Here is a 25,157-nt window from a genome sequence, read left to right on the forward strand (position 1 = left end):
AGGCGCCCCCGGCGCTCATCCGTGCACCCGGCGCACCCACGCGCGGGCGTCGGCGATCTCCCGGGCGGAAGGCAGGTTCTCGGGGGCGGCCCACACGGCGTTGAGCCCGTCGCGCCCCACGGCCCGCTCCACGGACCGCACGAACGCGGCCCCGTCGCGGTACTGGGCGAGCTTGGCCTCCATGCCGAGCAGCTTCTGCACCACCAGGTCGAAGGCGCTGCGCCCCTCGCCGTCGCGCCGCCGCTCGAACCGCGCCCGGATGCGCCGCACGGAGGGCACCACCCGCGGCCCGACGGCGTCCATCATCACGTCCGCGTGCCCCTCCAGGAGCGCCATGACGGCGGTGATGTCGGCGAGCTCGTCCTTCTGCTCGTGCGTGAGCATGCCGTCCATGATCGTGCCGCCCTCACCCCGCAGGGCGTCGAGCACGCTCCGCCCGATCACGGCGATCTTCCTGTCGAACCGGGCCTTCGCCAGCTCCGCCGTCGTCCGGGCCATGCCCGCGACCAGCTGCTGGGTGCGGCCGCTGAGGTGTCCCGAGAGCCAGGGCGCCGCGGCGAACTGCAGCGCGTGCGTCTGCTCGTGCAGGCAGACCCACAGCCGGAAGTCCCGCACCGGGACGCGCAGCGTGCGCTCCGCCTGCAGCACGTTGGGCGCGACGAGGAGGAGGCGGCCGGACCCGGAGTACGGGTCGAACTGGCCCAGCACCCGCCCGCTGAGCAGCGCGAGGACCGCCCCGATCTCGGCGGCGCCCGCCATCTGGGCGCCGGGCGAGGTGGCCCCCTTGGACACCTCGGCGACGACCGAGCCGATCCCGTCCGTCATGACGGCCATGGATTGGGTGTTCGCGCGGGCCCAGGTCGCACGGTCCACCACCGCCACCGGGCTCAGCGCCGTACGGCCGTCCTGCGGCGTCAAGCGGGTGGTCTCCAGCACGTGCCCGACGGCGTCGCCCGCCGCCGTCCGCAGGCCGCTCACCAGGGCGTCGAGCTCCTCCCGGGGCGCCTGCGGCCCGGGCGCGGCAAGACGCGCCGCGATCTGTGCTGCTGCCGACCAGTCGACGACCTGGGGGGCTGTGGAGGCCTGGGTCACCGGACCACGGTAACGGTCCGGGGTGACGGCGCGTCAGCCCGGGGTCGAGTACGCCGCGAGGTCGCCGACGAAGTCGTCGTAGATCGAGGTCGCGCCCACCGACTGGTCGGCAGGGATCGAGTCGGCGAGGACGGAGAAGACGAGGAGCCGGTCGTCGGCCGTGACCACCGTCCCGGCGAGCGCGCGCACCCTGGGGAGGCTCCCGGTCTTGGCGCGTGCCAGGCCCCGGGCGGCGTTGGTCCCCGTGAACCGCCCGTGGCTGCTGGCGAGCGTCCCGGACAGGCCCGCGATCGGCATGCCTACGGCCTCGCTGCGCAGCTTCGGCTGCCCGGGGTCGACCATCACCTCGAGCAGGTTCACCAGCTGCTGGGCGCTCAGGTACGAGCCGTCCCCCAGGCCGGAGCAGTCGCGCAGGCGGGCGCCCGTCATGTCGATGCCGAGCTCCTTCGCCCTCGCGATCACGGCCTGCGTCGCCCCGTCGTTCGAACCGGGCAGGCCGGCGTCCACCGCGACGAGGCGCCCGAGGACCTCGGTGATCGTGTTGTCGGAGTACTGCATGGCGAACTCGACGATCTCCGCGAGGGGGGCGGAGCTGACCTCGCCGAGCACCCGCGCGTCGTCGGGGGCGCTCTCGTCGATCACGGAGTCGGCGGTCGTGAGGCCCTGGTCCTCGAGGGCCGCGGAGAATGCCTCCGCGGCGTACTTGCCCGGGTCGGACGCGCGAGGCCCGTTGTCGCTGTATTCGTCGGACAGCAGGCCGACGTTGATCCCGACGGAGGAGACCGGCGCGATGTAGCCGGCCGCGATGTCCGGGCTCGCGACGGTCGGCGCGGTGTCGTCTCCGGTGAAGAGCGTGTCGTCGAGCGCGACCCGCACCTCGGTGGTCCCGGTGACCTTCACCTTGGCGGCGACCTGCTGCGCGAGGTCGGCGAGCCCGGCCCGGCCGTTAACCGCGTTTGGGTCGCCCTTGCCCGCGGACAGCATCATGTCGCCGCCGCCGACCAGCACCACCGTGTTGTCGTCCAGGAGGACGGCCTTCGTCTGCAGGGTGGTGCTCGCGATGGACGACGAGAGCGCCGCGACGCCGGTGAACAGCTTCTGCGTGGACGCGGGGGTCATCAGCTTGTCCGGGCTGGACGAGCCGAGCACGTCCCCCGACAGCCCGTCGGCCACCACCACGCCGACGCGGGAACCGAGCCGCTTGTCCTTGGCCAGGCCTGTCACCAGGCGCTGGATCTCCACGCTGTCCGGCACCGGAGCGTCGTCCGGGAGGCCGGCCAGGAGCGAGACGGGCGCGGGCCCGTCGACGGCACCGGGCGCGGACGGGAAGGGGCTGGCCTGGGGCCAGGGGTCGGCCGTGGTGAGCATGCCGGGAACGACGTCGTACGCGTCGGCGACAAGGTACCCACCGAACAGTGCGACGACTGCGGCGACGGCGGCGCCGGAGCGCAACCCCCACTCCATGGGCATCCTCTCGATCGTCACGTGAAAGCCATAGCCAACTCTAGTCGCGGCAAACCACGCGGCGCGTACGACGACGGCGATTCACGGGAAATTTCACCCGCTCGCGCGGATCGATTCCCGCGCGCGCCGCGCACGCTGCGAATTATGCCGAACGCAGACAGTGGTTCTGACCACAGGTAACGGTCGGGACACAAGACACATGGCACACTGGACGGGCGCAAGGCCGCCGCCGCGGTAAGACACTTCGGCGACCATCATCGAGAACTGGAGCACATCGGCGTGGAGTTCGACGTCACGATCGAGATCCCCAAGGGTCAGCGGAACAAGTACGAGGTGGATCACGAGACCGGACGCATCCGCCTCGACCGCATGCTCTTCACCTCGACGCGCTACCCGGACGACTACGGCTTCATCGAGGGCACCCTCGGTGAGGACGGCGACCCCCTGGACGCACTGGTCCTGCTGGAGGAGCCCACGTTCCCGGGCTGTCTGATCAAGTGCCGCGCTCTGGGCATGTTCCGCATGCGCGACGAGGCCGGCGGTGACGACAAGGTGCTGTGCGTGCCGACGGGCGACCAGCGCGCGGCGTGGCGCCAGGACATCGACGACGTCTCGGACTTCCACCGCCTGGAGATCCAGCACTTCTTCGAGGTCTACAAGGACCTCGAGCCGGGCAAGTCGGTCGAGGGCGCCCACTGGGTCGGCCGCTCGGACGCCGAGGCGGAGATCGTCCGCTCGATCCAGCGCGCCAAGGACACGGGCTACTACGACAAGCACTGAACCGGGCCGTAGTCCCCGGAAATGCCAGACGCACAGGTCACCGGAGTGACCTGTGCGTCTGGCATTTCCGGGGACTACGGGCGGCCCGCGTACGGCATGGCGTTCGAGAGGCGGAGCGGGCTCTCCGACAGCGGGTGCCCCGGCAGCGTCGCCTCGAGCATCGTGCCGCCGCCCGTGTACATGGCCACGTGGTAGATCGACGCCGGGTCGCTCGGGTTCGAGCCGTAGAAGATGAGGTCACCGGCCCGTAGCGACCCGTAGTCCACCTTGCCGACCGCCAGGTACTGCGACCGCGACGTCCGCGTGATGTTCACGCCCTGGCTCGCCCACGACATCATCGTCAGGCCCGAGCAGTCGTAGGAGGACGGGCCCGCCGCGCCGAGCAGGTACGGCGCCCCGATCTTGGTCCGCGCCCAGGCCACCGCGCCGATCCCCCGGCCGGCCGACCCGACCGTCACACCCGAGGTGGGCGGACCGACCGGCGCGGGTTCGGGCGCAGGTTTCGGCGCAGGCGCAGGTTCCGGCGCGGGCACCGGCCCGCTGCCCGACGGCGGCGGGTCGCCGTCGTCCGACCCGCCGGAGCCACCCGAGTCCGCCGGAGCCTCGCGCTCGGCCTCGTCCGCGCGCACCCGCGCGCGGGCCTCGTCGCGGGCCTCCTGCTGCCGTTCGAGCTCGGCCTTGGCCGCAGCCTCCCGCGCGGCCTCCGCGGCGGCGGCCCTGGCCGCCTCCCGTTCCCGCTCGATCTGGACGCTGGTCTGCCGCAGCTGCGCGAGCCGCTCGACCAGGGCCGTCCGCTCCGCCTCGGCGGCCCTGGTGCGCGCCTCGAGGTCGGCCGCGGCGGTCTGGGCGGCGTCGAACGCGGTCTGGGCCCGCCCGGCGGCGGCGGCGAGCTCCTTCTTCGCGGCCGTCCACCGGGCGTCGGCGGACTCCGAGGAGGCGCGCGCGTCCTGGTACGCGGCGAGGGCCCCGCTGAGCTTGCGCTGCACGGCGCGCTCCGCCGCGCTGCGGCCCACCATGTCGGGAACCGAGTCCGCCTCGAGGGCGACGCCGAGCGGCCCCAGGTCGGCATCGCGCGCCGACGCCCGGTACACCTCGGCCAGGCTCGTGCGCGCCGCCGCCTCGCCCTTGCGCGCCTTCTCGACGACGGACCGGGCCGCGGCCACCTCCCGCTCGGCCAGCTCGACGGCCAGCTGCGCCTCGGCGTAGTCGGCCGCCGCCACCTGCACACGGACCTGGGCGGCCGCAAGCTCCGCGCGGAGCGCCTCGAGCGCGGACTCGGCCTGCTGGACATCGAGGGTCCCGGCGTCGACCGCGTCGCGGGCCGCCTGGGCGTCCGCGGCGGTGGGCGGATCAGCGGGCGGGTCCGCCTCGGCGACCGGACCCCAGGGGAACACCAGAGCGAGTGCGAGGACTGCGGCGCCCAGCGCGCGGAGCACCAGCACGGTGCCGTGCCCGTGCCTCTCGGACACGGCGGCCCGGTGCGCCGCAGCCCTGCCCGTCAGGCCCGCCCAGTGACCGGCCGACTCGTCCAGACCTCGGATCCGCCCCATGATCCCCCTTTCGATCCGCACACTGTCCGGCGTGTCGCCTTGCGCAGATCCTGTGAATCACTCCGTTGTTACCGGTCCAAATGTGCCCCGAGCATCCGATTCGCGCATCCGGAGAGCCCCCGTCCCGCACCGCATTCCTGTATCGCGCGTCTCGCATCGTGGTCTCGTACTGCAAGACGCCGGTTCCACCCGCGCGCGGCGCGGGTTACGGTCCCAGGCATGAGTCGTCGAATGTGCCACTGACAACCAGCGCCACGTTCGCCTGCCCACGACCGGCCCGAGCCCATCGACGGACCCAGCCGCGCGTTCCGCGGACCACTGCGCACACGCCCACGAGGCAAGCCAGTACCGAGCACACCACCCCGAGCCGCAGGAGCGACATGGCCATCCACACCCCGCCGGCCGCCCAGGGCGCCCGCACCGCACACGCCCCGGTCCACGAGGCCCGCGTCGCCTTCCCGGCCACGGCGGCCCCGGCGTCCGCGGCTTCGGCCGCGGCAGCAGCCGGGGCGACGCCGTCGCCCGGGGAGACCACGCCGACGTCCGGCAGCGAGGTGAGCAGCAACGGCGTCACCGCGACCTCGCGCGCGCGGAGCAAGCCACCGGTGCCCGCGAGCGGTGCGTGGCGGGAGGACGGCGACCCCGGGCACCGTCAGTTCGCCGACGTCGGCGCGTTCGAGCTGGAGGCCGGCGGACGGCTGCCCGCCGTGCGCGTGGCCTACGAGACCTGGGGCACCCTGGATACCGACGGCTCGAACGCCGTGCTGGTGCTGCACGCCCTCACCGGCGACTCGCACGTGACGGGCGACGCCGGGCCGGGGCACGTGACCGACGGCTGGTGGGCGCAGATGGTCGGCCCGGGCAAGCCCATCGACACCGACCGGTACTTCGTGGTGGCGCCCAACGTGCTCGGCGGCTGCCAGGGCACCACCGGACCGTCGTCGGCTGCCGACGACGGGCGCCCGTGGGGCGGCCGCTTCCCCTACATCACCACCCGCGACCAGGTGGCCGTGGAGATCGCACTGACCCGCGAGCTCGGGATCCGGTCCTGGGAGCTCGTGATCGGCGCGTCCATGGGCGGGCTGCGCGTGCTCGAGTGGGCGCTGCTCGGGCCGGAGGCCGGCGTCGGGGTGCGTAACGTCGCCGCGATCGCGACGACGGCCCAGACCGGCGGGGACCAGATCGCGTGGGCGCACCCGCAGCTTGCCGCGATCCGCGTGGACCCGCGGTTCCGCGACGGCGACTACTACGACGCGGCCGACGACGACGGCCCGCACACCGGCCTGGGTATCGCACGCCAGATCGCGCACACGACGTATCGCACGGGCTACGAGCTGGACCAGCGCTTCGGCCGCCTGCCACAGGGCGGCGAGGACCCGTTCGCGGGCGGGCGGTTCGCCGTGCAGTCGTACCTGGAGCACCACGGCGACAAGCTGGCCCGCCGGTTCGACGCCAACTCCTACCTGGTGCTCACCGAGTCCATGCTGTCGCACGACCTGGGCCGCGACCGCGGCGGCGTCGAGGCCGCGCTCAGCCAGGTCACCGCGCGCACCCTGGTGGTGGCCGTGGACAGCGACCGGCTGTTCCCGCCCGAGCAGTCGGCCCGGCTGGCGCAGTGGATCCCGGGAGCGGAGTCGCTGCGGATCGTGACGAGCGACGTGGGCCACGACGGCTTCCTGGTCGAGGCGGACCAGATCGGCCCGATGGTCAGCGAGTTCCTCGGGTAACCATCGCGCGGTTCGTGGGCCCCGGGCATAACTTGGTCGTATGGCAAAGCTCAATCCGTACCTCAGCTTCAAGTCCGAGGCCAAGGATGCCCTGGACTTCTACCAGTCCGTGCTCGGCGGTGAGCTCGACGTCAGCACGTTCGGTGGAACCCCGATGGAGGGGATGCCCACTCCCGACGAGGACAAGGACCTCGTCATGCACGGGCAGCTCGACACCCCGGGTGGCCTCACGATCATGGCGTCGGACACGCCGTCGTTCATGGAGTACGTGGCGCCCACCAGCGGCGTCACCGTCTCCCTGTCGGGCGGCGCGGAGGACCACGAGTACATCAAGGGCGCCTTCGACAAGCTGTCCGACGGCGGGACGCCGGGCCAGCCGCTCGAGCTCGCGCCGTGGGGCGACTACTACGGGGCGCTCACCGACAAGTACGGCATCTCCTGGATGTTCAACATCGGGACCGAGTGATTCGCCGGGTGAACTTCCGCTACTGAACCTGGCTCCAGTAACCTTCGTCGGGCCGGTCGACGCCGACCGGCCCGACGAAGAGGAGCGTCCAGTGACACAGCGCCGTGCACTCTCCATCCTGATGGCCCTCGGCCTCGTGACCTCCGGCGCGATCGTGGCGTCGTCCCCGGCCCAGGCCGATCCGCCGGCACGGGAGGTCCTGTTCGTCGCGAACAACTGGGACGGCACCGCCTCCGTCCTGTCGTCGGGCGCGGACCTCACGCCGGTCGGGCAGGTGAACGTGATCCCCGACCGCGCCGAGCGGATGCGCGAGATCTACCGCGACCCGGTCCGGCTGGCGGCCTTCCTGGTCATCCGGGAGACGGTGGGCGAGGGCCACGACCAGTTCGCGGACGACATGTACACCACGCCCGACGGCTCGTCCCTGGTGGTGTCGCGGCCGAGCTTCGCCGACGTCGTCTCGATCAGCCTCGCCACCGGCGAGGTCGAGTGGCGGTTCCCGGTGTCGGGCCTGCGGGCCGACCACATGGCCGTGTCGCCGGACGGGACGCAGGTCGCGGTCTCGGCGTCGACCGGGAACACCGTCCACGTGCTCGACATCGAGACCGGCGCCGAGGCCGGCTCGTTCCCCACTGGCGACAAGCCGCACGAGAACATCTACACGGCCGACGGGCTGATCTGGAACATGTCGATCGGCGAGGTCAACAACGACCTCGACGACCCGGCGCTCGACTTCCTCAAGGGCGACCGCGTCATCACCGTCGCCGACGCCGAGACGTTCGAGGTGGTGCGCGAGATCGACATGCGCGACCGGCTCGACGACGCCGGGCTGGGCGCGCTGTCCGACGCCGTCCGCCCCGCCACCTTCAGCCCCGACGAGTCGAAGCTGTACTTCCAGGTGTCGTTCTTCGGCGGGTTCCTGGAGCACGACGTCGCGAGCGACCGCATCACGCGGGTCAAGACCCTGCCGCGCGTCTTCGAGGGCCGCCGCGACGAGATGGTCAACGACTCGCGCCACCACGGCCTCACCATGCAGCCCACGGGCGAGCACCTCTGCGTCGCCGGGACCATGGACGACTACGCGGTGGTCGTGGACCGAGCCACGCTCGAGGAGGGGCCGCTGGTCGACGTCGCCAAGCCGTACTGGTCCACCGTGACCGGTGACGGCACCGCTTGCGTCGTCTCGGAGTCGGCGGCCGACCAGGTGACGTCCATCGACTTCGGGACCGGGCAGAAGGTCACCTCGGTACCGGTGGGCGACCACCCGCAGCGGGTGCGGCTGGGTACCGTCCCGGCCGGCTGGTCCGGGGTCGGTTAGGGTCGGCCGCATGCTTGCCGCCTACGTGACCCGCGTCTCGCCCGACAGCCCGCTCGACGGCCTGGAGGTGGGTGATCGCCCCGAACCGGAGGCCGTGGAGCACTGGACCACGGTGGACGTCCGGGCCGCGAGCCTGAACCACCACGACCTGTGGTCGCTGCGCGGCGTGGGCCTGCGCGAGCAGCAGCTGCCGATGATCCTCGGCACCGACGCCGCGGGCGTGGCCCCGGACGGGACCGAGGTGATCGTGCACGGCGTCATCGGGGCCGACGGCCACGGCGTCGGGCCGAAGGAGCCGCGGTCGCTGCTCTCGGAGCGTTACCCCGGGACCCTCGCCGAGCGCGTGGCGGTGCCGACGGCGAACCTCGTGCCGAAGCCCGCCGAGCTCTCGTTCGAGGAGGCCGCGTGCCTCCCGACGGCGTGGCTCACCGCGTACAACATGCTGTTCACGGCGGGCGGCCTCACCCCCGGCGACCGCGTGCTGGTGCAGGGCGCGGGCGGCGGGCTCGCGACGGCGGCGGTCACGCTGGGTGCGGCGGCCGGCCTGGAGGTCTGGGTGACGTCGCGCTCCGCCGAGAAGCGCGAGCGGGCCGTCGCGCTGGGCGCGGCGGGCGCCGTCGAGACCGGCGCGCGCCTACCGGCCCGCGTTGACGCCGTCCTCGAGTCCGTGGGCCAGGCGACGTGGGCCCACTCGATCCGCTCGGTGCGGCCGGGCGGGTCGGTGCTGGTCTGCGGCGCGACGTCGGGCGACGCTCCCGCGGCCGAGCTGACCCGCATCTTCTTCCAGGAGATCCGGGTGCAGGGCGTCACCATGGGCTCGCGGGACGACCTCGGCGCGCTCGCCCGGTTCTGCGCCCGCACCGGCGTGCGCCCGGTGATCGACGCCGAGGTGTCGCTGGAGAAGGCCGCCGAGGGGCTGGCCCGGCTCAACGAGGGCAGCCAGTTCGGCAAGGTAGTCGTCCGGCCCTGAGCCGGCCCTGAGTCGTTCGCTTACAGGTCGGTCAGCAAGTTCCGCCGAAACTCTTGACCTGGGTCCGCCGTGTCCGCGACAGTGTCAGAGAGCGCTCTCTCGGCGCTCATAGTGCCAGCCCGACGTTCGAAGGAGCACGTCAGATGCGCAGACACCTCCGCCTGCTCGCGGCAGCGACAACCGCCGCGTCCCTCCTCACCCTGGGCGCGATCACCCAGGTCACGACGGCTTCCGCCGCCGACGTACCGCTCTCCCAGGGCCGGACGGTCACCACGTCCAGCACCGAGTTCGACTGGAGCACCGGCGCCGGCGCCGTCGACGGCGATCCCGGCACCCGCTGGTCCAGCGCCGCCGCCGACAACCAGTGGATCCGCGTCGACCTGGGCTCCGTCCAGGCCATCGACCGGGTGGTCCTCGACTGGGAGACGGCGTACGCGTCCGGCTTCCGCATCGAGACCTCGGCCGACGGCGCCGCGTGGTCCACCATCTACTCCACCACCACCGGAACCGGCGGGGACCAGAACCTCGACGTCGACGGGAGCGGCCGCTACCTGCGCCTGTGGGCCACCCAGCGGGCCACGCAGTGGGGCGTCTCCCTGTGGGAGCTGCAGGCGTTCGGCCCGGGCGGCTCCGTGCCCGGCGAGGCGGCCCTGCTGTCCTACGACAAGGCCGGCAGCGCCTCCAGCTCGCAGAACGACGGCGCGTGCTGGCTCTGCTCCCCCGACAAGGCGTTCGACCTCGACCCCGCCAGCCGCTGGGCCGTCAGCCCCGAAACGGGCTGGGTCGACGAGGGCTGGATCGCCGTCGACCTCGGGGCCGCCGCGCACGTCAGCAGCGTCGTGCTGCAGTGGGACCCGGCGTTCGCGACCGCCTTCGACATCGAGGTGTCCGACAACGGCACCACGTGGCGCACCGTGCACACCACCACGACCGGCACCGGCTTCAAGCAGACGGTCCCGCTCGACGCCGACGGCCGGCACGTGCGCGTGCACATGCGCGACCGGAGCGGCCCCTACGGCTACTCGCTGTGGGAGTTCCAGGTCTACGGCACGGGTGGCGCGCCCACCACGCCCCCGGCCGAGCCCGCCGACCCGGACTTCGACAACCTCGACCTGGTGTGGAGCGACGAGTTCGACGGTGCTGCGGGCACCCCCGCCAACACGTCCCGCTGGACCATCGACCCCGGCCTGCCTGCGAACAACGAGCTGGAGGTCTACACCCCGAGCGGCAACGGGTTCCACGACGGCCAGGGCAACTTCGTGCTCGAGGCCCGGCGCGAGGACCGCGACGGGCGGCAGTACACGTCGCACCGCATGAACACGTCGGGCACGTTCAACACCCAGTACGGCCGGTTCGAGGCCCGCGTGAAGGTCCCCGAGGGCCGCGGCCTGTGGCCGGCGTTCTGGATGATGGGCTCCGACTTCCTCGACGGCCGCCCGTGGCCCTACAACGGGGAGATCGACATCATGGAGTTCATCGGCCAGACCCCGACCACCGCCTACTCCACCCTGCACGCCCCGGCGTACAACGGCGGCGGCGGCTACGGCGGCTCATACACCCTGCCCGACGGCTCGAAGATCTCGGACGGCTTCCACACCTGGGCCGCCGAGTGGGGCAGCGCGGGCATCCAGTTCTCGCTCGACGGGCGCGACGTCTTCTACGCCGACCGGGACACCGTGGAGTCCACCCGCGGCCCCTGGGTCTACGACCACGACTTCTACATGATCCTCAACCTCGCGGTCGGCGGTGACTGGCCCGGCCCGCCCGACGCCGCCACGCCGTTCCCGTCCCGGATGCTCGTGGACTACGTGCGCGTCTACCAGTAGTCCGCCCACCGCCCGAGGTACCCGACGCCGGAGTGGTCACCTTCCAGAGGAGGCGACCACTCCGCCGTCGGGCACCTCGGGTATAACTGGCGGGATGCAGCCCGAACGTTCCGCACGGCCCACCCTGGAGGCCGTGGCCTCCGTCGCGGGGGTCTCGCGTGCGACCGTGTCGCGGGTGATCAACGGGGTGCCGACGGTGGACCCCGAGATCGTCGAGGTCGTGAGCCGGGCGATAGAGCAGACCGGCTACGTGCCGAACCTCGCGGCCCGGTCGCTGGTGACGCGCCGCACCGGTTCGGTAGCCCTCGTCGTGTCGGAGCCGCCGGAGCAGCGCTCGCCGCTGCCGTTCCTCGAACGGCTCTTCACCGACCCGTACGTGGGGCGCGTGACCGCCGGGGCGCAAGCGGTGCTGCGGCCCCGCGACATCCACCTCGCGATCATCCCCGCCGACCCGCCCGCCCACGACCAGGTGGTGCGGTACGTGCGGCAGGGGCACGTCGACGGCGTCCTGCTCATCACGTCCAGCACCGCCGACCCGCTGCCGGGCCGGCTGGCCGCGCTCGCCGTGCCGCTGGTGCTGTCGACCCGGACCACACTGCCCGGCGTGGCCTGGGTCGACCTGGACCAAGCTGCCGGCGGTCGCCTCGCCGCCCAGCACCTCGCCGGGTCCGGGCGCACGCGGCTCGCGGTGGTCGCCGGGCCGCCCGACGCGCCGTTCGGGCACGCTCGGCTGCAGGGGTTCCTTGCCGGGGTGCGTGCGGCGGGCCTGCGCGAACCCGAGGTGGTCACCTCCGACTTCACTCGCCCGGGCGGCGAGGCCGCGGCCCGCACGCTGCTGGCCGCGCGGCCCGACGTCGACGGCGTCTTCGCGGCGAACGACCTCATGGCCGACGGCGTCTCGACCGCGCTCCGCACCGCCGGCCGGGACGTACCGCAGGACGTCGCGGTGGTGGGGTTCGACGACTCGAGCGTCGCCGCGCAGGCCCACCCGCCGCTCACGACCGTACGTCAGCCCGTCGAGGACATGGCGAACGCCATGGCACGGCTCCTGCTCGCCGAGCTCGACGGCGACACCGCGGGCGGGTCGGAGACCTTCGTGCCCGAGCTCGTGGTGCGCGCGTCGGGCTGATCAGGCGAACCGGCGGGAGAACTCCTCCACCAGCGTGGGGCCGGTGTCACCGATGCGCCACACGCTCCAGCCGTCGGCCGTGTACGAGCCCGATGCGGCAGTGGCGGCCGAGTCCGGGTGCCGGTATCGGGCGCCGTTGGCCAGCTCGATCGAGCCGTCCGGCAGGAGCGTCGCCTCGAAGTGCTGGTTGCGCCGCGGGCGCGACCACACGATGCGGGTGGGCGTGCCCAGGCTGCGGGCGAGCGCCTCGAGGTCGGGGTCGTCCTCCTCCTCGAACAGCATCGGGGTGCTGGCCCGGATGCTCTCGCCCGGCGGCACGGGACGGGCCGGCGCCTCGGGGGCGCTCGACGGGTACGGGTCCGCGGCGAACGCCGTCTGGGCGTAGCCGTCGTCCGGGCCCGCCATGTAGCCGCCGGACTCCCACGGGCTCTGTTCCGTCACGACCGGGGCAGCATTGTCGGCGTAGGGCGGCTCGTAGCCGGGCTGCTCGCCGTAGCCGTAACCGTCCTGGTCGCCGTACCCGGGGGGAGCCTCGGGGGTGTAGCCGTACCCCGGCGCGGCGGGGGCGGGTGCGGGAGCCGGCGCGAAGGACGACTCCGCGCTGTTGTAGGCGGGCTCCCGTTCGTACCGGGGCATGGTGACGTCGAAGTCGATCGGCTCGTTCGCGGGCGCCCCGGCGTAGGCGGGCGCTTCCTCGTAGGCCGCGGGCTGCCACAGGTTCTGCTCGGCCGGCGGCTGCGGCACGGGCGCCGGCGAGTAGCCCTGTTGGGCGGACGGCGTCGGGTCCGACGCCGGGTACGCCGACGCCGCCGCCGGCTCGTCCGGCTGGGCCGACGCCGTGAACCGGTCGGTGCGCGAGCGGCGACGCACCGACGGCGTCGGCTCGGCGGGAGTCTCGACGCGTGCCGGCGCGCCGGCGTCGCCGAGCGAGGAGCGGCTCGCGGCGAGGCGCGGCGGGGTGCTCGGCGTCGGGCGGGAGTCCGCGCCGGGGCGCACCCGGGAGACCGGGGCGCTCGGCGCGCTCTCGTCGCTCGGGGCAGCCGGACCGCTCGGGGCCGGTGCGGCGTCGGACGTGGCGGCCGCGGCCTGGGCCCGGCGGGCGGCGCGGGTGCCGGCACGCTCGGGCGCACCGCGCTGCGCGCCCCCGCGGAGGCTCGATCGCAGGCCGGTCGCCGCGTTGGTCGGCCCGGAGGACGGGTTGTCGGCCGACGGCGACTGCTGCGCGGCGGAGCGGCCGGAGCGGGCCTGCGGCGCCTGCGCGACGACCGGCATCTTGCCCGTGAGGGCGTAGCCGACCTTGACGCCCTCCTCGAAGGCGTCCTTGGGCGCCGCGGAGCCGCCCGCGACCCCGCCGGTGACGCCCGTGTCCATCGAGCTGCTGACCGAACCCTCCAGCGAGCTCGTGATCGCGCCGCCGATCGGCGCCGACTTCGGCGCGGGCAGGCCGGGCGGCAGGTGCACCACGAGCGGCGACACGTCGAGGAACTTGCGGCCGTCGTTCGAGTTCACGACCCCCATCTTCAGCACCTCGACGGGCATCGTCGGCTGGCGCAGGAAGTCGACCGCGTTGAGGATCTCGTCGGGCGCGTTCTGGCAGATGATGATGAGCCGCGCGCCGTTGCCGCTGTTCTTCCCCGCCTGCGTGCGGGTGATGGGCACGCTGTCGTAGAACGCGGCGACGTCGTGCTGGAACGAGCTCGCCCCGCCGCTGTAGCGGGCCGCGAGGTCGGACCGCGTGAGCCGGCCGGCCGCGCCGGCATGGTCGAGCGCCTTGGCGAGGTTCTCCCGGTCGAGGTCGGCCACCAGCTCCACCACGACGGGCGAGCCCGACGCGTCGAGCGCGAGCAGGTGCGGCTCGTCGGGGCCGGAACCCTGCGCGATCGGGAAGACCTCTTCGCCGAGGAGCCCGTCGATGTGCGAGTCGACCACCTGGTTTGCCGTGGTCTTGAGACCTGGTTCCGCGCCGTCTGCGCCGTTGGCGGACGTGACGAGGAGGGGCCGCTGGGTGTCGACCTCGAACAATGGCATCTCGTGATCTCCCCGGGTCCTGCGGCATCGGTCCGCCTTAGCCTAAAGGTCCGGCGCAAGCGAGCGGAAACACCGGGGTGAAGGTGTAGTGATACTTGTCCCCGGAGGCGGGGCTCTCCTAGGCTTTCCGCCATGACTACGACCCACGCCCCTGCCTTCCTGACCCGGCGACCTTCCGTCGCGGGCCAGCAGGTGCGCGGCTCGGGGAGGTGCCACCAGGCACAGCGATGAGCGCCGCGGCGTCGGTGACGACGCTGTGGCCGGTCCTGATCGCCGGTGTCGTCGCCGGGTACGCAGTCGCCCTTCCCGTGGGGCCCGTCGCGTCCTACCTCGTGGGGCTCGCCGCCCGGCATCCGTGGCGGGTCGGCGCGGCCGGAGCGCTCGGGATCGCCGTTGTCGACGGCGGCTACGCCCTGATCACCGGCCTGTTCGGCACGCTTGTCGCCGGGCTGGTGCAGCCGGTCGAGGGGCCGCTGCGAATCGCGTCCGCCCTCGTGCTCGTGGTGCTGGCCGCCCGTGGTGCGCGGACCGCGTGGCGGGAACGGACGGCGTCGGGCGGCGAGGCGCGGGCGGACCCGCTCAGCGCGCCGCGCGCCTTCGCGCGGTTCGTCGCGATCACGGCGATCAACCCGGGCACTGTCCTGTTCTTCGCGGTCGTCGTGACGGGCGGCGCGCTGCTGCCCGACGCCGACCCGGCCGGCCGCACCCTGGTCGCCGCCGTGTTCGGGGTCGCCGCGTTCGTGGCGTCCGCGTCGTGGCAGCTCGCGCTGGCCCTCGGCGGGACGCTGCTCGGCCGGGTGCTGTCGGGGCCGCGCGGCCGGCTGGGCACGGCGCTGGCGTCGTCGGGCCTGATGCTGGCCCTGGCGGTCGTCATGCTCCTGCCCTGACGCCCGCCCAGCGCACAGGGACGCTAGGAGTGGCCCGTCTCCGACTCGTCGGCGGCGAGCCGCTCCTCGACCCGGGCGATCTTGCTGTCGATCTGCCCGCCCGGCGCACCCGGACGAATATCGGCCTTGATCACGAGGGACACGCGGTGCCCGCCGCGCGCGACGGAGTCGGTGGCGCGCTGGATCACCGGCATCACCTCGTCCCAGGATCCTTCGATCTCGGTGAACATCGAGGTGGTCCGGTTCGGGAGCCCCGATTCCCGGACGATGCGGACAGCCTCGGCAACCTGGTCGGCGACGGACTCGCCTGCGGTCATGGGGGCGACGGAGAACGCGAAGACAGCCATGTGCCCATACTGCCCCGCGTACGCTCGACGCGTGAACGTCACCCTCCTCGCGGGCGGGGTCGGCGGTGCGCGGCTCGCGCACGGCCTCGATCTCGCGCTCGGCGCGGCACCCGCCAATGCATCGACCCAGACCAGCTCACCGGCCCAGGCCCTCACCGTCATCGTGAACGTCGGCGACGACACCGAGCTCCACGGCCTCGCCATCTCCCCCGACATCGACACCGTCCTCTACACCCTCGCCGAGCTGAACGACGAGGACCGCGGCTGGGGCCTGCGCGGCGAGTCGTACGCGACCCTGTCGGCGCTGAAGGACCTCGGCGAGGACACGTGGTTCACGCTCGGCGACCGCGACCTCGCCACCCACATCGTGCGCACCGCGCGTCTGCGCCGCGGCGATCCGCTGTCCGCCGTCACGGCGCACCTGGCCGCCTCGATGGGCGTCCGCCCGCGCGTCCTGCCCGCCACGGACGACCACCTCGCCACCCTGGTCGACACCCCGTCCGGCCGGCTCGGGTTCCAGGAGTACTTCGTGGGACGGCAGCATGCGGACGCCGTCCTCGGCCTGCACTTCGAAGGGGCCGACGCCGCCCGCCCCGCCCCCGGCGTGCTCGACGCCCTGGCCGCCGAGCTGGTGGTGCTCGCGCCGTCGAACCCGTTCCTGTCCATCGAGCCGCTCCTCGCGGTGCCGGGGGTGCGTCAGGCCCTGACGGACGCCCCCGGCCGACGCGTGGCGGTCAGCCCCATCGTGGGGGGCCAGGCGATCAAGGGCCCGGCCGCCCAGATCCTGGAGTCGCTGGGGCACGAGGTCTCCGCCCTGGGCGTGGCCCGGATCTACGCGGGCCTCGTGGACGTCATGGTGATCGACGAGCGCGACGCGAACCTCGCCGGCGCCGTCGCCGACCTCGGCCTGACGGTGCACGTCACCGACACGATCATGGGCGGCCCGCCCGGCCGCGAGCGCCTGGCCCGCGAGCTGCTGGCGCTCGCGTGAGCGGCGCCGCCCCGCGGCAGGGCCGGCGCACCACGGCGGTGGTCCCGCTCCGCGACGGCGTCTCCGGCAAGTCGCGGCTGGCCGCGGTGCTCGACGCCGGTTCGCGGCGGCGCCTCATCCGCGTGCTGGCCCGGCACGTGGTGACCACGCTGCTCGCCGCCGACGGGATCGAGCGGGTTGTGGTGGTGACGGCGGACCCGGTCTTCACTCGGGAGACGCTGGCCGGGCTGGAGGTCAGGGTGCTGGAGCAGCCCGGCGACCGGCCCGGGCTGAACGCGGCCCTGGAGCATGCCCGCTCCGTCCTCGCGGCGGGCGATGCCGGGCGGACGGTCCTCGAGGCAAGCGATGCCGGGACGTCAGGAGCCGCGGCGCCCGGGGCGCAAGCCCCCGAGGACGGCCGCCTCCTCGTCGCGCACGCCGACCTGCCGGCACTGACCCCCGCGGACGTGGCGGCGATCCTCGCCGAGGAGGCCCCGGTCGTCGTCGCGACCGACCGCAACCGCTCGGGCACCAACCTCCTGCTCCTGCCCTTCGGGGTCGCGAGCGCCGGGTTCCGGTTCCGATTCGGCGACGGCTCGCTGGCGGCGCATCTCGCGGAGGCCGAGGCCCACGGTCTGGGCGCGACTGTCGTGCAGCGGCCGGGCACCGCGGTCGACCTGGACACCGTCGACGACTGGTCGCAGCTCCCGGACGAGGTCCGCTCCGCCGTCGGTCAGCAGGTGCCCGGCCTGCTCTAGCGCGTGGCGGCGTCTACCGCCGCGCGCAGGCTCCGCAGCGCCTCCTCCAGCCGCGCGTCGGCCAGGTTCCCGTAGCCGACGACCAGCACCGTCGACCTGGCCGACGGCGCCGCCTGGTACCGGCGCAGGTCGACCAGGGCGACGTCCCGTGCGGCCCCCTCGCGCACGACGGCGGCGGCGTCGACGTCGGGCCGGCCGACGCCGCCCGATTCGCCCCCGGGCAGGTCGGTCCCGGCCAGGTCCACCGTCACGTGCATCCCCGCCGCGATCCCGCCGACCCGCGCGCCGGGCAGCTCGCGGTCGAGGGCGGCCAGGAGCGCGGCCCGGCGTCGGGCGTAGCGGGTGCGGGCCGCGCGCAGGTGCCGCGCGTACGCGCCGTCGGCGACGAACCGCGCGAGCGTGAGCTGGTCCAGCGTCGCCGGGCCGGGCGTGGGTCCGCGGCGCACCGACACGTCCAGCACGGCGGCGCGCCACCGCTGCGGCACCACCATCCAGCCGATCCCGAACGCCGGCGACAGGGTCTTGCTCGTCGAGCCGAGCAGCAGCACCCGGTCCGGGTCGAGCCCCTGCAGGGCGGGCACGGGCCGGCGGTCGTAGCGGAAGTCGGCGTCGTAGTCGTCCTCGATCACCAGCCCGTCCACCTCGCGCGCCCAGGCGAGCAGCTCCGCGCGCCGGTCGTCAGACAGGACCGCACCGAGCGGGAACTGGTGCGCCGGGGTGAGCAGCACGGCCCGGGCGCCCGTGCGTGCGGCTTCCGTGCGCAGCCGTTCCGTCGAGATGCCGTCGTCGTCGACCGGAACCGGGACGGGGGTGAGGCCTGCGGCCCTGGCGACGTCGCGCAGCGCGGCCCAGCTCGGGTCCTCGACGAGCAGGTGCGTGTGCCCGGCGTCAGACAGCGCCGCCGCGATCCGGGACATGCCGTCCGCCGCACCCCGGGTGAGCACGACGGCGTCGTCGGGCCCGGACACCATCCGCGCCCGCCGGAGGTGGGTCGCCACCGCCGCCCGCGCCGCCGGGTGCCCCGCCGGCGGCTGCGCACCCAGGTCCTGGTTGGTCGCCTCCGCGAGCGCGTCGCGGGCCGCCCGCAGCCAGGCCTCGCGGGGGACGTGCCGTAGGTCGGGCACCCCGGGCGCGAGGTCGTGCGTCGCGCGGTCCGGCGCGTGCTCCAGGCTTGTGCCCGACGGCGGCCGCGTGCCCGGCAACAGCCCCTCGCCCGGCGTCGGCAGGGTGCCCGACGGCGACCGGCTCCCCTGCGCCGTCGGCCCACCGCCGGCCCGGCGACCCGGGCGACCCGGCCCGGCGTCCGCCCGACTGCCCGCAGCGCCGTCGGGCACGGGTGCCGCGACCCGGGTCGCGGAGCCCGTGCGTGCGTCGAGGATTCCCTTGCCCACCAGGTGCCCGTACGCCTCGGTGACCACCCAGCGGGAGATGCCGAGGGCGTCGGCGAGCGTGCGGCTGGGCGGGAGCGCCGTACCGGGTGCGAGGCGGCCGGAGGCGATGTCCTCGAGGAGCGCCGCCTCCAGCCGGTGCCGGAGCGCGCCCGGGCCGGGCGCGAGCGCGATCAGCACGTCGGCGGCGGAATTGGTCTGGCCTGTCGCCATGGCATTGGACCGTAGCACCAGACCGATTCCTGCCTAGCGTGGTGAACGCCGGGCGGAGGTGCCCGGGTAGGCAGGCCGAAGGAGCTGACCATGCAGTACCGCACGCTGGACAACGGGCACACCTCGTTCGACGTCTCGACGCTGTGCCTGGGCACGATGTTCATGGGAACGCGAACCGACGAGGAGACGTCGTTCGCGATCCTGGACCGGTTCGTCGAGGCCGGGGGCACGTTCCTCGACACGGCGAACAACTACAACGCCTGGGTCGGGGGCTACGGCCGCGACTCCGAGGACGTGCTCGGCCGCTGGCTCGCCTCGCGGGGCAACCGGGACGACCTCCGGATCGCGACCAAGCTGGGCGCGGCCAAGAAGGACCCGGACCTGCCGCTGTCGAACACGCCGCCCACCAACTATCAGGGGCTGGCCGCCTCGACCGTCCACGACGAGGCGCACGAGAGCCTGCGCCACCTCGGCATCGACCACATCGACGTGCTGTACGGGCACGTCGACGACCGGGAGACGCCGCTCGAGGAGACGGTCGGCGCGTTCGGCAAGCTGGTCGACGAAGGGGTGGTCGGGATCCCGGGCATCTCGAACGTCGCCGTGTGGCGGGTGGTCGAGGCCCGGGACACGGCCGCGCGGTTGGGAGTGGCGCCGTACGGCGCGGTGCAGCAGAGCTACAGCTACGTGTACCCGCGGCCGCAGCCGATCCGGACCAACTGGGCCACACCCGAGCTGCTCGACTACGCCCGCTCCACCGGCACGGCCGGCCGCCCGGGGCTCACGGTGCTGGCGTACTCGCCACTGCACCAGGGCGTGTTCGTCCGGGACGACAAGCCGCTCGGCGACGGCTCGGACCACGCGGGGTCACGCGAGCGGATCAAGGTGCTGCGTGCGGTCGCCGCCGAGATCGGGGCGACGCCGAACCAGGTGGCGCTCGCCTGGCTCCTGGGCGGCGAGGTGCCGGTGGTCCCGGTGTTCGGGGCGAGCAGCGTGGCGCAGCTCGACGAGGCGCTCGGGGCCGCGGACCTGGTGCTGGACGACGAGGTGCGGGCGCGGCTGGACGCAGCGTGACCCACTTGGTTGTGGGCGCTACCAGCCGCCGCGGTGCACTACCTCGTCGACGGGCTTGCGTTTGCGGCGGGTGGGCGAGCCCTTCGCCCCGCCGTCGGCCGGGTGCCCGACGGCGACAACCCCCGTGATCTCGAACTCCTCCGGGATGCCGAGCTCGGCCCGGACCGCGGCCACGTGCTCCGGCGGGACGCCGAAGAAGCACGCGCCCAGCCCCTCGTCGACGGCGGTCTGCAGCATCAGCAGCGACGCCATGCCGACGTCGATGTGCCAGAAGGGAACCGGCCAGCGGGCCTCGTCGAGGTCCGCCCAGCCCTTGTCCTTCTCCGCGTACCGCCGCAGGTAGGCGGCCTTCGACGCGAGCGCAAGCACGATGACGGGAGCGGTCCGCATCCCGTCCAGCCAGGCCGACATGTCCCGCTCGGACGTCTCCGGCGTGGACGCCGCCCAGAACCGCTCCCGGTCCTCCGTCGTCTCCAGCACCACGAACGCCCACCCCTGGCTGAACCCCGCGCTCGGGGCGCGGACGGCGTTGCGGGTGATGCGGTCGACGGCCTCTGCCGCGACCGGCTCGTCGGTGAACTTGCGATGCATCCGGCGCTTGCGGACGACGTCCTGGAACTCCATGGGCGCATTCTCTCCTCCGGTTCCCTCCAGCCTCACCTTCGGTCGCCGAACGTAGGCTTGGTCGCTCCATCGGCACTCATGCCGCGACCAGGCCTACGTTCGGCCACTCACGAATGTGGTTGCCGAGCAGCGGCACCGGAGCGAGCCTGAGGACATGACTCTCCAGGCGATCGAGCAGGCATCGCTGCCGCACGGCAACTTCGAGGGCTACCTCCACGGCTCCGGGGTGTCCGTCATCTTCGAGCGGGTGGCCAAGGACGGCACCGGGCCGAGGCTGCACCGGCACCCGTACTCCGAGACGTTCGTGATCCGGTCCGGCCGGGCGCTGTTCACCGTGGACGGCAAGGAGTTCGAGGCCGTGGGCGGCCAGATCCTCGTGGTCCAGGCGATGGTGCCGCACAAGTTCAAGACCCTCGGCGCCGACCTCTACGAGGCGGTCCACATCCACGCGAACGACCGCTTCGAGACGGAGTGGCTGGAGTAGGCCGATTCACCCGGGTGGATTCCCGACCGAAGGCAGCCTCCAGCGTAGGAGCCGTGCCAAGATCCGGGCGTGACCGAACCAGCCACTGAGACTTCCGTCGAGACCTCTGCGCAACGTGTCTTCGAGGCCGAGCTGCATCTGACCAGGTCGGACTACCGCGAGGGCCTCCTGCGGATGCCCGTCATGTGGGCGTTCCACGGGCTCGCCGCGATCGTCGTCCTGGCGGCCATCGTGCTCACCTTCGTCGGCACCGAGTCCACCGAGACCGAGTACCTGATCCCCATGGTGTGGCTGCCGCTCATCGTGCTGAGCTTCGTGCTCGGTTCGGTGCCCGACCTGTTCGCCTGGAGCATGGAGCGCACGTCCCCGTTCCGGGACGGCGCGACGGTCCGGCTCGACGCCGAGCAGATCGCGTACACCGGGCGGCAGACCTCGCTGTCGTACAGGTGGCCGCTCGTCCGCAAGGCGACCGAGACCCGCGTGGCGTTCCACCTCGTGGCCGGCACGGGCCTGTCGACGGCGGTCTGCATCCTCCCGAAGCGCATCTTCCCTCTTGAGGACCACGCGGCGATCCGCGACCTGATCACAAGCAAGGCCGGCAAGCTCCGCCAGCACTGAGCAGTACCAATATCGCCCCCTCGGGGAAACAGGTACTCCCCGGGCAGTGTTGCGGAGCGTAGACATTGTTCACTCTCAGTAACACTCTCCGAGCGGTACATGTCTCCCCCGAGGGGATCGAGGCAGACCGCGGAGGCTGACGCCTACAGCCGCTCCGCGATGACCTCCAGCAGCGACTTGCCCTCGACCCCCGCCAGGTCCAGCGCCTGGGTGCGGCACGAGAAGCCGTCGGCCAGGTAGGTGGTCCCGGGGGCGGCCTCACGCAGCGCCGGCAGCAGCGCGTTCTCCGCGACCGCCACCGACGTCTCGTAGTGCCCCTTCTGCATGCCGAAGTTTCCGGCCAGTCCGCAGCAGCCCGCCAGCACCTCGATCTGCGCCCCGCCCTTCTCCAGCAGGGCCTGGTCCGCCTCGTACCCCATCACGGAGTGCTGGTGGCAGTGCGGCTGCACCACGGCGCTGACGTCGGCGAGGGAGGGCATCTCCCACTCGTCCGGAACGTCGTCCGAGGTCAGCAGCTCGGCCGCCGTCCGCGTCATGCGGGCCACCGCCTGCGCGCGCGGGTCGTCCGGGAACAGGTCGAGCAGGTCGGAGCGCAGCACCGCCGTGCACGACGGCTCCAGCCCCATGATCGGGATCCCGTTCACCGCGTACGGCCCGAGCACCTCGAGCAGCTTGAGCAGACGGCGCCGGGCGCCGTCGAGCTGGCCCGTCGAGATCCAGGTGAGGCCGCAGCAGGCCTGCTCCGACGGCACGATGACGTCGTACCCCGCCTTGGTCAGCACCTTCAGCGCCGCCTGCGGGACCGTGGGCGAGAGCGCGTCGCTGAACGAGTCGGTCCAGAGCACCACCTTCGGCTTGGTCGCGAGCCGGGCCGCCGTCGCCGCCTCCTGGCCCGGGATGCCCAGGCCGGGCTCCGCGACCACGCGCAGCCCGGGGACGCCGTGCGTCGCACCGCCGCGCGCCCACCACTGCCGGAACGGGATCTCCGCGAACTTCGGCATCGACCGGCGGGTGTCCATGCCGCCCGCCCACAGCACAGCCTTCCCGATCCACTTCACGCCCAGCAGGCTGTTGACCAGCTCCGGCACGGCCCCGGCGAGGCGGGCCCAGCGCGGCAGCCAGCCGAGGGCGTAGTGGTCGACGGGGCGCAGCTTGCCGCGGTAGGTCCGGTACAGCACCTCCGACTTGTACTGCGCCATGTCGACGCCCGCCGGGCAATCGCTGGAGCACGCCTTGCACGACAGGCACAGGTCCAGCGACTCCCGGACCTCGGGCGCCGACAGCCCCCCGACGAGCGTCCCGTTCACCGCCTCCTGCAGCACGCGGGCCCGCCCGCGGGTCACGTCCTTCTCGTCCTTCGTCGCCTGGTAGCTCGGGCACATGAAGCCGCCCGACGCCGACGTGTCCGCCCGGCACTTGCCCACGCCCACGCAGCGGTGCACGGCGGTGGTCAGGTCGTTGTGGTCGTGCGCGAACGAGAACCCCTCGTACCCGGACTTGCGCCGGACGCCGTGCCCGGAACCCTTCCCGACCAGCGGCAGCTTGGTCCGTACGGGGGCGGCGGCGGGCCGCCGCAGGTCGACGTCGATGGCCCGCGGCCGCACGACGACGCCCGGGTTGAGCAGGTCCTTCGGGTCGAACAGAGCCTTGAACCGCTCCATCAGCGCTATCGCCTCGGGCGAGTAGATGAGCGGCAGCAGCTCGGACCGGGCGCGGCCGTCGCCGTGCTCGCCGGACAGCGACCCGCCGTAGCTCGCGACGAGCTCCGCCGCCTCGATCATGAAGGTGCGCAGCACCGACCCCGACGTCTCCAGCGGGATGTCGATCCGCAGGTGCACGCACCCGTCGCCGAAGTGCCCGTAGGGCAGGCCGTCCACGCCGTAGCGGTCCATGAGCGCCTGCAGGTCGCGCAGGTACGGCCCCAGCTTCTCGGGCGGCACCGCCGAGTCCTCCCAGCCGGGCCACGCCTGCTCCCCGGCGGGCGTGCGGCCGGCGAGCCCGGCGCCGTCGGCCCGGATCTGCCACATCTTCGTGGCGTCCGGCCCGGCGGGCAGCACCGTGGAGTCCAGCGCCGTCGACGCCGCGACTATCGCGTCGGCGCGGCCCAGGGCCTCCGCCTGCGACGAGCCGCCGACCTCGATCATGAGCCAGCCGGAGACGCCCGGGACGTCGGCACCGGGCAGCGGGGGCACCGAGCCCGCGCCCTTGGCCCGCCGCACGACGTCGACCAGGCGGGCGTCCAGGCCCTCGATGGCGAGGGGCTTGTGGTCCAGGAGGCGGGGGACGTCGTCGGCCGCGGTGGCCATGTCGGGGTAGCCGAGGACGACGAGCGTGGGCGCGCCCGGCATCTCGACCAGGTTGAGCTCCGCCTCCAGGACCGTGACGAGCGTGCCCTCGGTGCCCACGAGCGCGCGGGCGAGGTTCGAGCCGTTCTCGGGCAGGAGGTGCTCCAGCGAATAGCCCGACACCTGCCGGCCGAACCGGCCGAACTCCGTGCGGATCAGCGCGAGGTTCTCCCGGACGAGCTCCTTGAGGCCGGGGACGCTCGTGAAGTCGGGGTCGCCGGAGCCCGCGGTGAACCGCCGCCCGGCGCCGTCGACCACGTCGAGCGAGACCACGTTGTCCGCGGTGCGCCCGTACGCGACCGCGTGCGGACCGCACGCGTTGTTGCCGATCATGCCGCCGAGCGTGGCGCGGTTCTGGGTGCTCGGGTCCGGGCCGAAGCGCAGGCCGTGCACCTTCGCCTCCGCCTGGAGGGTGGACATGATCGTGCCCGGCTGGACGCGGGCCGTGCCCCGTTCCGGATCGATGCTCAGCACCCGGTTGAGGTTCCGCCCCAGGTCGAGCACGACGCCGGGGCCCACCGAGTTGCCCGCGACCGACGTGCCGGCACCGCGCGCCGTGATCGGGATCGCGAGCTCGCGCAGCACTCCGAGCGCCGCGACGACGTCGTTGGTGCTCTCCGGGAAGAGCACGCCCTCGGGGACCACGCGGTAGTTCGACGCGTCCGTGGAGTACTCGGCGCGGCGGCGCCTGCTGATGTCGACGTCGCAGCCCACGACCGTGCGCAGCGCGTCGGCGACCGCCTCCCGGGCGGCCTCGGCGGCATGGCTCGCCTCGCGGCGCGCGGTATCGCGCCGCTCCTCGCTCTCGGCGCGGCGGCGTTCCGCCTCCTCGGCGGCGCGGGCCTCGGCCTTCTCCCGCGCGGTACGGGCGGCCTCGGCGTCGTCGGCGGTGTGGTTCTTGTCGTTCGCTGCGTGACCGTGGTTCATGCCGTTGCGGGGCGAGGCGTCGTTGGTCTGCGGTGGCACTCCGCGATTCTCGCACCACCCGGGTGAGAATTCCGCAAGAGTCCATTCCCCGGTGTGCCGAGATAGAACTGTGGCGAGATAGAGCTGCAGCGAGGTAGAACCGCAGCCTTCGCTGCGGTTCTACCTCGCCCTG

21 protein-coding genes are annotated in these 25,157 nt (G+C 73.3%); 13 read left to right on the forward strand and 8 right to left on the reverse strand.

The genetic code is table 11. The annotated features are described in order from the left end of the window. Positions 1–15: 15 nt before the first annotated feature. The gene (locus C8K30_RS13165; RefSeq protein ID WP_108493352.1) at positions 16–1,092 is read right to left on the reverse strand and encodes a zinc-dependent metalloprotease; all 1,077 of its coding nucleotides are present in this window, start codon (positions 1,090–1,092) and stop codon (positions 16–18) included. A 33-nt stretch (positions 1,093–1,125) separates the two neighbouring features. Next, a complete protein-coding gene (dacB, locus tag C8K30_RS13170; RefSeq protein ID WP_233257167.1) occupies positions 1,126–2,577 on the reverse strand; it encodes a D-alanyl-D-alanine carboxypeptidase/D-alanyl-D-alanine-endopeptidase in 1,452 nt (483 codons plus the stop codon). A gap of 258 nt (positions 2,578–2,835) precedes the next feature. Here dacB and C8K30_RS13175 point away from each other — a divergent pair, with 258 nt between their 5' ends. Then, the gene (locus C8K30_RS13175; protein WP_108493354.1) at positions 2,836–3,336 is read left to right on the forward strand and encodes an inorganic diphosphatase; all 501 of its coding nucleotides are present in this window, start codon (positions 2,836–2,838) and stop codon (positions 3,334–3,336) included. Positions 3,337–3,410: 74 nt separating this feature from the next. Here the strand turns inward: C8K30_RS13175 and C8K30_RS13180 are convergent, their stop codons facing one another. After that, positions 3,411–4,886 carry an NlpC/P60 family protein gene (locus tag C8K30_RS13180; protein ID WP_108493355.1) on the reverse strand — a complete coding sequence of 492 codons (1,476 nt, stop codon included), beginning with the start codon at positions 4,884–4,886 and terminating at the stop codon, positions 3,411–3,413. Between the two features lie 380 nt (positions 4,887–5,266). Here C8K30_RS13180 and C8K30_RS13185 point away from each other — a divergent pair, with 380 nt between their 5' ends. From C8K30_RS13185 to C8K30_RS13210, 6 genes are all read left to right on the forward strand, one after another. Beyond that, the gene (locus C8K30_RS13185; protein WP_233257168.1) at positions 5,267–6,613 is read left to right on the forward strand and encodes a homoserine O-acetyltransferase; all 1,347 of its coding nucleotides are present in this window, start codon (positions 5,267–5,269) and stop codon (positions 6,611–6,613) included. Between the two features lie 40 nt (positions 6,614–6,653). Beyond that, entirely contained in the window at positions 6,654–7,079 is a 426-nt protein-coding gene (locus C8K30_RS13190) for a VOC family protein (protein WP_108493356.1), read from the forward strand. A gap of 91 nt (positions 7,080–7,170) precedes the next feature. Further along, positions 7,171–8,397 carry a YncE family protein gene (locus tag C8K30_RS30705; RefSeq protein WP_158281008.1) on the forward strand — a complete coding sequence of 409 codons (1,227 nt, stop codon included), beginning with the start codon at positions 7,171–7,173 and terminating at the stop codon, positions 8,395–8,397. Between the two features lie 10 nt (positions 8,398–8,407). Then, a complete protein-coding gene (locus tag C8K30_RS13200; RefSeq protein ID WP_108493357.1) occupies positions 8,408–9,367 on the forward strand; it encodes a zinc-binding dehydrogenase in 960 nt (319 codons plus the stop codon). 143 nt (positions 9,368–9,510) lie between these two features. Continuing rightward, positions 9,511–11,193: a discoidin domain-containing protein gene (locus C8K30_RS13205; RefSeq protein WP_199230468.1), complete on the forward strand. Its 1,683-nt coding sequence runs from the start codon at positions 9,511–9,513 to the stop codon at positions 11,191–11,193. A gap of 94 nt (positions 11,194–11,287) precedes the next feature. Next, positions 11,288–12,322: a LacI family DNA-binding transcriptional regulator gene (locus tag C8K30_RS13210; RefSeq protein WP_108493358.1), complete on the forward strand. Its 1,035-nt coding sequence runs from the start codon at positions 11,288–11,290 to the stop codon at positions 12,320–12,322. On the opposite strand, the gene C8K30_RS13215 is transcribed toward C8K30_RS13210, so the two are convergent. Then, on the reverse strand, positions 12,323–14,350 hold the full coding sequence (locus C8K30_RS13215) for a hypothetical protein (RefSeq protein ID WP_132235537.1): 2,028 nt from the start codon (positions 14,348–14,350) through the stop codon (positions 12,323–12,325). 227 nt (positions 14,351–14,577) lie between these two features. On the opposite strand from C8K30_RS13215, the gene C8K30_RS13220 reads away from it, so the two are divergent. Beyond that, positions 14,578–15,237: a LysE family translocator gene (locus C8K30_RS13220; RefSeq protein ID WP_108493360.1), complete on the forward strand. Its 660-nt coding sequence runs from the start codon at positions 14,578–14,580 to the stop codon at positions 15,235–15,237. A gap of 23 nt (positions 15,238–15,260) precedes the next feature. Here the strand turns inward: C8K30_RS13220 and C8K30_RS13225 are convergent, their stop codons facing one another. Further along, entirely contained in the window at positions 15,261–15,584 is a 324-nt protein-coding gene (locus tag C8K30_RS13225; protein WP_108493361.1) for a thiamine-binding protein, read from the reverse strand. Between the two features lie 31 nt (positions 15,585–15,615). On the opposite strand from C8K30_RS13225, the gene cofD reads away from it, so the two are divergent. Continuing rightward, positions 15,616–16,575, forward strand: a complete 960-nt coding sequence (gene cofD, locus C8K30_RS13230) for a 2-phospho-L-lactate transferase (RefSeq protein ID WP_108493362.1) — start codon at positions 15,616–15,618, stop codon at positions 16,573–16,575. Next, the gene (locus C8K30_RS13235) at positions 16,572–17,312 is read left to right on the forward strand and encodes an NTP transferase domain-containing protein (RefSeq protein WP_108493363.1); all 741 of its coding nucleotides are present in this window, start codon (positions 16,572–16,574) and stop codon (positions 17,310–17,312) included. Before cofD ends, C8K30_RS13235 begins: the two co-directional genes overlap by 4 nt. Here the strand turns inward: C8K30_RS13235 and C8K30_RS13240 are convergent. Continuing rightward, positions 17,309–18,913, reverse strand: coding sequence for a PLP-dependent aminotransferase family protein (locus C8K30_RS13240; RefSeq protein ID WP_108493364.1), 1,605 nt, complete (start codon positions 18,911–18,913; stop codon positions 17,309–17,311). The genes C8K30_RS13235 and C8K30_RS13240 overlap by 4 nt on opposite strands. 90 nt (positions 18,914–19,003) lie before the next feature. Here C8K30_RS13240 and C8K30_RS13245 point away from each other — a divergent pair, with 90 nt between their 5' ends. Then, positions 19,004–19,987, forward strand: a complete 984-nt coding sequence (locus C8K30_RS13245; RefSeq protein ID WP_108493365.1) for an aldo/keto reductase — start codon at positions 19,004–19,006, stop codon at positions 19,985–19,987. Positions 19,988–20,005: 18 nt separating this feature from the next. Here C8K30_RS13245 and C8K30_RS13250 read toward each other — a convergent pair whose 3' ends face one another. Beyond that, on the reverse strand, positions 20,006–20,611 hold the full coding sequence (locus tag C8K30_RS13250; protein ID WP_108493366.1) for a nitroreductase family protein: 606 nt from the start codon (positions 20,609–20,611) through the stop codon (positions 20,006–20,008). Positions 20,612–20,765: 154 nt separating this feature from the next. Here C8K30_RS13250 and C8K30_RS13255 point away from each other — a divergent pair, with 154 nt between their 5' ends. Together C8K30_RS13255 and C8K30_RS13260 are read left to right on the forward strand one after the other, a co-directional pair. Continuing rightward, a complete protein-coding gene (locus C8K30_RS13255; RefSeq protein WP_108493367.1) occupies positions 20,766–21,095 on the forward strand; it encodes a cupin domain-containing protein in 330 nt (109 codons plus the stop codon). A 69-nt stretch (positions 21,096–21,164) separates the two neighbouring features. Beyond that, positions 21,165–21,713 carry a YcxB family protein gene (locus tag C8K30_RS13260; protein ID WP_108493368.1) on the forward strand — a complete coding sequence of 183 codons (549 nt, stop codon included), beginning with the start codon at positions 21,165–21,167 and terminating at the stop codon, positions 21,711–21,713. 143 nt (positions 21,714–21,856) lie between these two features. On the opposite strand, the gene C8K30_RS13265 is transcribed toward C8K30_RS13260, so the two are convergent. Then, on the reverse strand, positions 21,857–24,985 hold the full coding sequence (locus C8K30_RS13265) for an FAD-binding and (Fe-S)-binding domain-containing protein (RefSeq protein WP_108493557.1): 3,129 nt from the start codon (positions 24,983–24,985) through the stop codon (positions 21,857–21,859). Positions 24,986–25,157: the final 172 nt, after the last annotated feature.

The sequence above is a fragment of the Promicromonospora sp. AC04 genome (genome assembly GCF_003058225.1).
Lineage (GTDB): Bacteria > Actinomycetota > Actinomycetes > Actinomycetales > Cellulomonadaceae > Promicromonospora.